Source organism: Cryobacterium sp. (assembly GCF_026786305.1).
Taxonomy (GTDB): domain Bacteria; phylum Actinomycetota; class Actinomycetes; order Actinomycetales; family Microbacteriaceae; genus Cryobacterium.
Genome location: NZ_JAJAYI010000099.1, coordinates 1 through 9,451 on the forward strand (window position 1 = coordinate 1; position 9,451 = coordinate 9,451).

Consider the following 9,451-nt stretch of genomic DNA (forward strand, 5'->3'; position numbering starts at 1 on the left):
GAACATGCCGGTTCCGTACGCCGGCGTGTTCCGGCGGCCCCCGGAGCTCATGCCGTACCAGACGGGCTTCGATGATGGCGACCCGTCGCGCCCCTACGCCCGTTACGCGCTTACTCAGAAACTCGGCCAGGCACCGTTCGTCCCCGGGCTGCTCACCACGGTCGCCGGCTACAACGGGATCTTCCCCGGTCCGACCATCCGGCTCAACCGGGGCACCCGGAGCGAAGTGCGCATTCGCAACGCACTGCCGGCCTCCGGCCTGCTTCACTCGAGTGCGTTTCGCACCGTCACCCACCTGCACGGCTCGGCGTCGCTCCCGCAGTACGACGGGTACGCCAATGACTTCACCGCCGTTGGTAAGGTCAAGAACTATCAGTACCCGAACTGGCAGGCGGCGCGAACACTGTGGTACCACGACCACAATATGCATCTAACCGCGCAGAATGTGTACTCGGGCTTGGCGGGCATTTATCCTCTGCACGACCCATTCGAACGAGCTCAGCTGCCCCAGGGTGAGTTCGACGTGCCGCTCATGATCTCCGACGCTATGTTCAAGGTTGACGGCTCTCTCGGCTACAACGACAACGAGCAGAAGGGGCTGTGGGGTGACATCATCATGGTCAACGGGGTGCCGTGGCCCACGATGAAGGTCAAGCCCCGCATCTACCGCTTTCGGGTGCTGGTCGCCTCTATTTCACGCTCCTACCGGCCCACTCTCTCGACCGGCGAGCCGATCTACATCGTCGGCACCGATGGCGGCATGACGCCCACCGTTCAGGCGGTGCGTTCGTGGCGCCACAGCACGGCTGAGCGCTACGAGATTCTGATTGACTTCCGCAAATACCAGCCGGGGCAAGAGGTGGAGCTGCGCAACCTGAGCAACAAGAACAACGTGAACTTCACCCACACCAACAAGATAATGAAATTTCAGGTGGTGGCAGATTCCGGCTCGAATGCGGGGTCGATCTCGGCCATCCCCACCACCCTCGACGACGGCGGTGCGCCCCATCCCGATCTGGGCGGCCTCGCCACCATGGGTCTCACGCCCGAGATGGCCAAGGTGAAGCGCCGCCTGGTGGTGGACCGAGGCAACGGACTGTGGAGAATCAACGGAATGACCTGGGCTGACGTGGAGAATTCGAATTTCACCAAACTGTTCGCCAATCCGCAACCCTACGACATTGAGCAGTGGACAATCATCAACGCCTCGGGCGGGTGGTTCCACCCGGTGCACATCCACCTCGTTGACGGCAAGATCATTGGGCGCAATACCAATGGAGGAAAACCGTTCGCCTGGGAGAAAGGTCCCAAGGACGTGTTCTATGTCGGTGAGAGCGAATCCGTCACGGTATTGATGCAGTTCGATACCCGGAAGGAGGCTGGCGGTCGCTATATGATCCACTGCCACAACCTCGTGCACGAGGACCACGACATGATGATTCAGTTCGCCGTGGGCGACTACCGGGTGAACGACCCGATCACCGCCGACGTTCCCGCGGTCGACAACACACCGATGGGGTCCTTCCCGCCGATCTACGGCCCGGGATTCCCGGCGGGAACATAGTGATCCAGGTGAAGCGCCTGGCCCCGGCGGTGCTGCTCGTTTTCCTTCTCAGCGGCTGCACCAACGAGGTCACGGCCCCTCCTTCTTCTCCGGAATCGATCGTCGCGATTGAGCCCGGCGCCGACCTTGGCAACGACAGGCCCGTTGTGACTTTTGACGGCCTCATGGTGCGTCGGAGAGTGGCGCTCGCGGTGCGGGCCGAGCAAAACGTCGACCTCCCGGCCCTGCGCGCCGAACTCGAGCGACGGGCAACGGATGCCAGCCTCACGTTGTCCGACATCCCCCCCGACGTACTCCCGGCAGGCCTGCTCGATCAGGCCGTGCCCGCGCTGACGATGTTGCTGCCCGACGGCACGACGACCACTCAAACGCGCGCTGTGATCGGGCCGGAAGCATCTCTCCCATCAGTATCGGCGAGCCGGGACTCGACCTTCTTCGTGGTCGATGTGCTCGTGCACGATCTTCGATTCGAGGTCCTGGCGGCTGACCCGGCGGCGGCAGCCGATGCGATCGCGACAGAGGGCATAGTATCTGACGCCCTCGGCAACTACAGCACCACCCTGGGCGCGGGACTCCTCCGGCTGAATTACCTTGGACCCCTGCTCAGCGATGACTTGGTCGAATCCGTGCGGGTCGGGATCGCCCGCGGCGCCGGCACCGACCACGTCGACGTTGCCGTCTGGCCAGAGTCGCTGACCGGAGTCGGGGTCGATATGGCCATAGAGCCCGAGCCGGCTCCCGCCGTCATCGCGAAAAGTATGGTGGAACACACAGCAGATCGCGCGGAGGAGATACCCACGCCGTTGCTAGGAACCTGGGCCATCTATGGGATCGGTCTTACGGTGCTGCTGGGCGTGACCGTAGCGATCGTGCTGGGCAGCGTTCCTCAGCGACGGCGTCGGTCGGCGGCTACCGGGCATGAACGGGTGCAACCCGATCCAAGGTCGCCATGACCGAGGTGCCACCACCCCTCCAGGAGCGCACCTCCAGGGAGCCGCCCGCGACCTGGATGGTGTCGCGCATGATGCGCAGACCAAGGTGATTCTCGGGTGCATCGGCCGACATGTCGAAGCCGCATCCATTGTCATGGATGAGCAAAATGGTGCGGTCCTGGTCCTGCATGAGCGACAGTTCCAACACGCCGGCCCGAGCATGCTTCGCGGTATTGGCGAGAACCTCTCTGGCCACCCGATAGAACATCGCCGCTCTTTCCCGATCGAGATCACAGTCGGCAGGAATATGTAGTTTGACCGCGATGCCGTGCTCGAGGAGAGGGGCCGTCAGACGGGTGAGAGCAGCGGGGAGGCCGAGTTCAGCCAGGTCGGGCGGGTACAGTTCGGTGGTCATGGCCCGCAGCGTGCGCACGTTCTTCTGCAGGATTTCTTTTGCCTGAGCGAACAACGCCCGGTTCTCCGGCGTGGAGTGCCGTTCTTCGGCCTCGAGGGCATACGAGAGCCCAGCGAGATCCTGGATGACGTCGTCGTGCAGGTCGCGGGCGATGCGCTGGCGCTCCAGGTCGGACGCATCGATGGCGTGCTGCAGCAGTTGGCGCTTCATTGATTGGTGGCCCTGGATGCGACGGGCCAACTTGACCGCCGGAAACAGCTGGGCCAGTTGCAAGGCGCCCAGGGACAGCAGGAAGGCGGGGATGAGGCCGACAACAAGGGCGCTCTGTTCCTCGCGTACGGCATCGTCGTTGAAATAGGCCTCGAAGATGAGTGGGTCACCGCTCACCGATGTGGCACGAACGTACACCTCGACCAGCTCGCCAGCCTCGGTTTCGCTTTCGTCACCGGGATCGTCGTGAAGCTCCAGGGTGGCCCGTCCCTTTCCTCCGGCCAGCAGCTCGGACGTCCAGGTCGGAAGGGTGAAGACCTGGCCGATCAACGTGGAGAGGTCGGAGTAGACAATGCGGCCCTCGGGAGTCCAGACCTTGACGCGCACGATTGATCCGTCAGAGAGGCGGGGGGCCAACCGTTCGTCCAGCCGTCGGGTCGACCCGGCCTCACCCGCTATGACCGCGTCGGTGAGAAGTGGCCCCACGGAGTAAGCGGCGAGGCGTTGGGTGTGCTGGATGGCATTGTCCATGGCGTTGCGCTCGGACAGTTCACGCACCCAGATCGCAGCCGGCACGGCGACGATGATCATCGCGATGATGCCGATGGCGAGAAAACGACCCACCGCCATTCTCACCTCGAAGCGTTCTGCCGACCGGGTTCGATCGAGGCTACTGGGTGGTGACTGCGCCGCTGACAGCCTAGACATGCTGAGCCGGCACCAGACCGAGTCGGGTCGCAATAACAACCGCCTCAAGCTGCGAGTGCGCCCCCAGCTTGCCCAGGATCGCCTTGACATACCCGCGGCAGGTGTTCTCAGAAATGCCCAGAACCTTGGCGTTGGCTCGCACGTCGGAGCCCTCGCCCATGAGTCGGAGCACAGCGAGCTCACGTTTGGTGAGATCGGGAAACGGGATCTCCTCGCTGTGCTGCCGACGTCGAGCGCTCAGCAGGCTCACGAGTGACGGGTGCACGATGAACCCGCCGATGCGCGCGTGTCGGAGAGTGTCGAGCACCGTCGCGAGGGAGCCGTCCTTGGGCAGGAACGCACACACCCCGATCGCGGCCGCCTGCTCGAGGGCTTCCAACGCCGGGTCGCCGGTGAGAATCACAATGCGGGTATTGGGGGCGCGGGCCAGGATCGCGGCGGCGGCTGCGAGTCCGCTACCGTCGGGCAGGTGGTAGTCCATCACGACGACGTCGGGGACCAGTGCGAGGCAGGCGGCGATGCCGCTGGCCACGCTGTTGGCCGAGCCGATGGCGCACAGGTCGGGCTCGCGATTGAGGGAACCGGTGAGCAATTCGGCAAAGGTGGTGTGGTCGTCGACGATGAGAATACGAATCTGCTCTGCCATGGTGGCACCGGAGAGTGACGTGATTGCGGTTATCCCCTGCATGCCGGGATCAATGGGGGACATCTGTGCGCTCATTTTCTGCGACCTCTCTGCCCGTTCTTGAGCCTCGCTGCTGACGGGGGGGGGAGTACTGCACTATCCCGATCGACGAGACCATAATCAGGACAATCTGAGTTTCTGTCGAGTACTTTCGTTTTTGTCCCCCATATGGTAGGTCGGTCGGTGGCCGGACGGTCAACTCAGGCGCGAGCGACGGCGCGTCGCAGAAATTTCGTGACAACATCGGTAGCCTCCCGGAACGAATCCGCTACCGGCTCTGGCCGCGGAGTAGTGGTGGTCGCCCCGGTGGCAGGGCGAAAAGTTGGCCCGCTGGCGGGCAACACGCGCAGTTGGTCATGCAACACGAGCAGAGCAGAGAGCACGTCGGCCAGATCGCCGTCACCGTCGGCCGTCGCGTGCAAGAGGCGAAGCTGGGCGGAACGCAGAATCGTGCCCGGAGCGCAGCCCAGCTCTCTCTGCAGCGCGTGGCGACACCGGTCGTAGGCCTGCAGGCCCTCGGCGTGGCGGCCGCTCGTTTCCAGCCCGAGGATGAGGGCGGCCCAGGCTCGCTCATTGAGTGGCTCGTCGGCCAGTGCCAGGTTCGCGAATTCGAGGGCGTCGTCGATGTGGTGCAGTGCTGCGGCGGTTTCCGAGGCGAGAATGCGGGCGCTGGTGAGGCGGGCGGCGTGCAGTTCGCGGGCTTCCGATGCCCAGGCCGGCACGAGTTCGTCGCCGAGCAGTGGTGCAGTGGCGAGGCCGAGGGCGCGCAACAGCAGGGGGTAGGCGAGGCCAGGAACAGTCTTGTGGGCTCGTTGCAGCAGAACGTCAAATTGATCGAGGTCGACGTCGACCAGGTCGCGGTCGAGGACGTAGCCGCCGGTCGTGGTTTGGAGCGGGCCGAACTTTCCCTCGCCGGGCTGCAGGTGTCGACGCAAGACACTCACGTAGCTTTCGAGAGTGGGCAGAGCCTCGACCGGAGCGCTCGCGCCCCAGAGCATCTCTATCAGGCGATCCTTGGAGACCGGCAGCCCGAGGTGTACGAGCAGGATTTCGAGGATCTGGCGGGGCTTGGGGCCGCCCAGTTGGTGGGCGTGGAGTACGACCGATCCGCGTCGAACGGTCAGTTTTCCAAACAGGTGCACGTTTACATGGGCCATGGCTGTCGCGGCGGGCTGTTCTCGAGTGTCGAATCCGGTAGTCATGATGACCTCCACTGTTGGCATGCGACCATGGTGCCCGGGTGCTGCTGGCCGGGGTAGCCGCGTATGGAGTAGGTGAATACCCCCAATTTCGGGGACAGGTCAGGGCGCGGTGTGGTGTCCGGTCCCGAGTGATAGATGCGCCCCCTCCGGGCCGTCGAGAACCAGGGCGATGGCCTGATTGGGAATCTCGAAGACCAAGGTCGCGAGAATGGATGTTCCGGTACCTGCCTTCTGCCGGATCGGGTCGACCCAGAGCGCGATGGCACTCGATCCGATGCCGGACAGGGAGTAGTCGGCGGCGTCGAAAGCCAGGCCGGCGGCATCCGCTGCGGTGAGCTCGAGCAGGATGCGCACGCGGTGAGCTCCGGGCGGTACGGGGCCGACGAGACGGTCGGCCGCGCTCGGTGGCACCCACCCGTCGGATTCGAGCGGGATGACCGCGCTGATGCGGGCCTGACCGCCCGGAACGGTGGCCGTGTCACCGAACGGAGTGCTCGGTTTCGTGCCGGTGAGAAGCAGTACGCAGGCCAACGCCGCCATCACGAGCCAGACAATGGCCAGCGAGATCACGATCGTGCGGCGCCGCCGGAACAGCGTTGGTGTGTGGCGTGGCCGCGTGTGCCTCGTGGTCTCGGGGTGTTTCTCGCCGTCGTCGGGGCGAACCAAGCGCAGCAGTGCATTTGCGGGAGTCATGGCGGAATCTTGGTGCCGGCACCATGGGAAAACCCTGCTGTGTGGGGGTGGGGTGTTCCGGGCCCGGGCCGGATTGTGCGGGGGTTAGGATGTGGAACACAGCGCGCGAGCGATCACTGGAGGGGCATCGTGGCCAAAGCATCGACCGTGTACGACGTGGCGGCCCACGCCGGGGTGTCTATCGCGACCGTCTCCCGGGTGCTTCGTCGTCCGGCGGATGTACGCGCATCCACACGGGAGAAGGTGCTCGCTTCGGTCTCGGAGCTCGGCTACGTTCCCAGTGCGAACGCCCGCGGACTGGCGGCGCGACGTACCGGCGTTCTGGGGCTGTACTTTCCGAGCCTGGACGCCATGGAAGAGCTCGAAGACGCCGAGTTTCTCGGTTCGAGCCTGGTCGAAGTGGTGCGGGACATGCCCGACTCGGGCTTCGTTCGGCCGCCCAACCTGTACTTCGACGAGGTGCTGCGTGGGAGCGAGCTCGAGGCGTGGCGCCAGGGGTTCGCGCTCATGGTGGGCGTTGGCCGCGGGGCGTTTCCGGTCGATATGGTCAATGACATTGCCGGTCGGGTCGACGGCATGGCGGTGTTGGCGCAGAGCGTGCCCGACTCCGTGCTGGAGCACGTGTCACGGCGCATTCCGATCGTGCTGATCGCCGGTCCGCGCCGCGGTGACGATTACGACCACGTCAGCGTGAGCAATGCCGCGGGCATGAACGCCCTGACGACGCACCTGCTCGACGGGTTAGGGGTCACCGATTTTGCCTACCTGGCTGGCCCGGAGGATTCCCCCGACGGGGCCGAGCGGTTGAACGGGTTTCGGCAGGCGCTCGAGGCCCGCGGGCTGGACCCCGACGTGAGCCCTGTCTTGCGCGGAGGATTCGCCCGCCAGCGCGGGCGCGAGGTGACGACGGAGCTTCTCGACACCGGCATGCTGCCGCGGGCGCTGGTCTGCGCGAACGACCAGATGGCACTCGGCGCGCTCGATGTGCTGCGCGCCCACGGCGTCGGCGTGCCGAATGATGTCATCGTGACCGGATTCGACGGCATCGAGGCGGGCCGCACCGCGTCGCCGCGCCTGACCACCGTGCGCCAGCCCATGGTCGATCTCGGCCGGGCGGCCATGCGGGCGATGCTGAGCCGACTGGAAGATCCCCAGCAGCCGCCCATCTCACTGCGGCTGCCGGTCAAGGTGCTGCTGCGCGAAAGCTCCGAGGGGCCGACGGGCTCGTCGAGCTGAGCGTCTGACGGGGGCTGGCCTCTGTATAAATTCCTTGCCTCCTGATCTGTATGCGCTTACACTGGGGGTTCGAGGCGCGTGCTGGCCGGTGGAGAGGTATCCACTGCCCGCGCCCAGGCGAAGCTACCGAAGGTCAACGACGACACGAAGGATATTGCTGTGAAACGAAACTCGAAGATACTGGCGCTCGCGGCCGCGCTGATGACGGGCGCGGTTGTGACGGGCACGCTGCTCGCTGCGCCGAACGCGATCGCGGCCCCCGGCGGCAATGGCGGCCCGACAGGCGACGACAAGGTACTGCGGGGTTACGCCGCCGACACCTGGAAGTCCCTCGCGGCACTGACCGACAGGAAGACCGGCCTGCCCGCCGACAAGCTTTCCGGCGATCTCACGGTGGCGAGCGAAAACACCAGCCCCACCAATATCGGCGGCTATCTCTGGTCGACGGTTTCGGCTCGTGACCTGGGGATCATCAGCAACGACGACGCCTACCAGCGTATGAAGACCACCCTGAAAACCCTCTCGACGATCGAGCGGCACGAGCCGAGCGGCATGTACTACAACTGGTACTCGCCGCTCGACGGGCACAAACTCACCACCTGGCCGGGCAGCGCCGACCCGGTCGACCCGTTTCTCAGCACGGTTGACAACGGATGGCTCGCCGCGGCTTTTCGCATCGTGGCCGAGGCCGAACCCCGGCTCGCCCACTCGGCAAACGCCCTGTACGACAGCATGGACTTCGGCTTCTTCCACAACCTCGACGCCCGGCCCGGAGTCGGTTTGAACCGCGGCGGATTCTGGGTGGTGCCACCGCCCGGCTGCAACGTTCCCGGTAATTACGGCAACGACGGACCCAACGTGTACTACACCTGCCACCACTACGACACGACGGTGAGTGAGGCGCGGATCGCGACCTACCTCGGCATCAGCAAGGGCGAGATTCCGCCGGAGGCCTACTACGGCACCCTGCGCACGATGCCCGACCAGGGCTGCGACTACGCCTGGCAGGAACAGAAGCCCACCGGCGTCACCCGCGAATACCTCGGCGTGCCGGTCTACGAGGGTGTCTATCAGTACCGCGAAATGTCGCTCGTTCCGGCCTGGGGCGGCAGCATGTTCGAGGCGCTCATGCCCGACCTGCTCGTGCCCGAAGCGCAATGGGGGCCGCGGTCCTGGGGCGTGAACCATCCCGCCTCCGTGCGCGCGCAGGTCGAACACGGCCTCGACGAAGCCCAGTACGGATACTGGGGCTTCTCCCCGGCGAGTGACCCGTTCGGTGAGTACGCCGAATACGGCGTCGAGGGCATCGGTATGTCGACCGACGGCTACGCCTCCGACAGGGAGCGCACCAACGTTGATGCCGGCTACGACGGATGCCGCGAGGCAACCAACCCGACACCGGTCTACGGTGACGGCGTGGTCACCCCGCACGCTTCGTTCCTCGCCCTCGCCTATGACAAGAAGGCGGTGCTGACGAACCTCGCGAACCTGAAGTCGGACTTCAATTCGTATGGTCCCGGCGGATTCTACGACGCCATCGCGACCCAGAGCGGCACCGTGGCCGACCGCTACCTGTCACTCGACCAGTCGATGATCATGGCGGCGATCGCCAACAACCTGCTGAAGGACCGCCTCAAGGATTACTTCGTCGACCCGCAGTTCGAAACCGCAGTGCGGCCGCTCGTGGCCGCGCAGATCTTCGGATCGAGCCTGGGGTAGGAGCGCTCTTGCCATTGTGTCGGTTGCGGGCCGGGGCCGGGGCCGCCCCGGGGGGGGGGGGGGGGGGCGGCGCGGGGGGGTAATAAA

At 65.2% G+C, this 9,451-nt stretch carries 8 protein-coding genes; 4 read left to right on the forward strand and 4 right to left on the reverse strand.

The genetic code is table 11. The annotated features are described in order from the left end of the window. On the forward strand, positions 1-1,564 hold a 1,564-nt coding region (locus LH475_RS13015), incomplete at its 5' end, for a multicopper oxidase domain-containing protein (protein WP_297414480.1). 8 nt (positions 1,565-1,572) lie between these two features. Next, positions 1,573-2,517 (forward strand): hypothetical protein, encoded by a 945-nt coding sequence (locus LH475_RS13020; RefSeq protein ID WP_297414482.1) that lies wholly within the window; start codon positions 1,573-1,575, stop codon positions 2,515-2,517. Here the strand turns inward: LH475_RS13020 and LH475_RS13025 are convergent. From LH475_RS13025 to LH475_RS13040, 4 genes are all read right to left on the reverse strand, one after another. After that, on the reverse strand, positions 2,474-3,751 hold the full coding sequence (locus LH475_RS13025) for a histidine kinase (protein ID WP_196842897.1): 1,278 nt from the start codon (positions 3,749-3,751) through the stop codon (positions 2,474-2,476). The genes LH475_RS13020 and LH475_RS13025 overlap by 44 nt on opposite strands. 70 nt (positions 3,752-3,821) lie before the next feature. Continuing rightward, complete coding sequence (locus LH475_RS13030) at positions 3,822-4,538, reverse strand: response regulator transcription factor (RefSeq protein ID WP_196842896.1); 717 nt, start codon at positions 4,536-4,538, stop codon at positions 3,822-3,824. A gap of 176 nt (positions 4,539-4,714) precedes the next feature. After that, on the reverse strand, positions 4,715-5,716 hold the full coding sequence (locus LH475_RS13035; RefSeq protein WP_196842895.1) for a BTAD domain-containing putative transcriptional regulator: 1,002 nt from the start codon (positions 5,714-5,716) through the stop codon (positions 4,715-4,717). Positions 5,717-5,815: 99 nt separating this feature from the next. Then, on the reverse strand, positions 5,816-6,409 hold the full coding sequence (locus tag LH475_RS13040; RefSeq protein WP_297414485.1) for a hypothetical protein: 594 nt from the start codon (positions 6,407-6,409) through the stop codon (positions 5,816-5,818). 129 nt (positions 6,410-6,538) lie between these two features. Between LH475_RS13040 and LH475_RS13045 the strand changes: the two genes are divergently transcribed. Together LH475_RS13045 and LH475_RS13050 are read left to right on the forward strand one after the other, a co-directional pair. After that, positions 6,539-7,645 carry a LacI family DNA-binding transcriptional regulator gene (locus tag LH475_RS13045; RefSeq protein ID WP_297414487.1) on the forward strand — a complete coding sequence of 369 codons (1,107 nt, stop codon included), beginning with the start codon at positions 6,539-6,541 and terminating at the stop codon, positions 7,643-7,645. A gap of 159 nt (positions 7,646-7,804) precedes the next feature. Then, entirely contained in the window at positions 7,805-9,364 is a 1,560-nt protein-coding gene (locus tag LH475_RS13050) for a glucoamylase family protein (protein WP_297414489.1), read from the forward strand. The last annotated feature ends 87 nt before the right edge of the window (positions 9,365-9,451 follow it).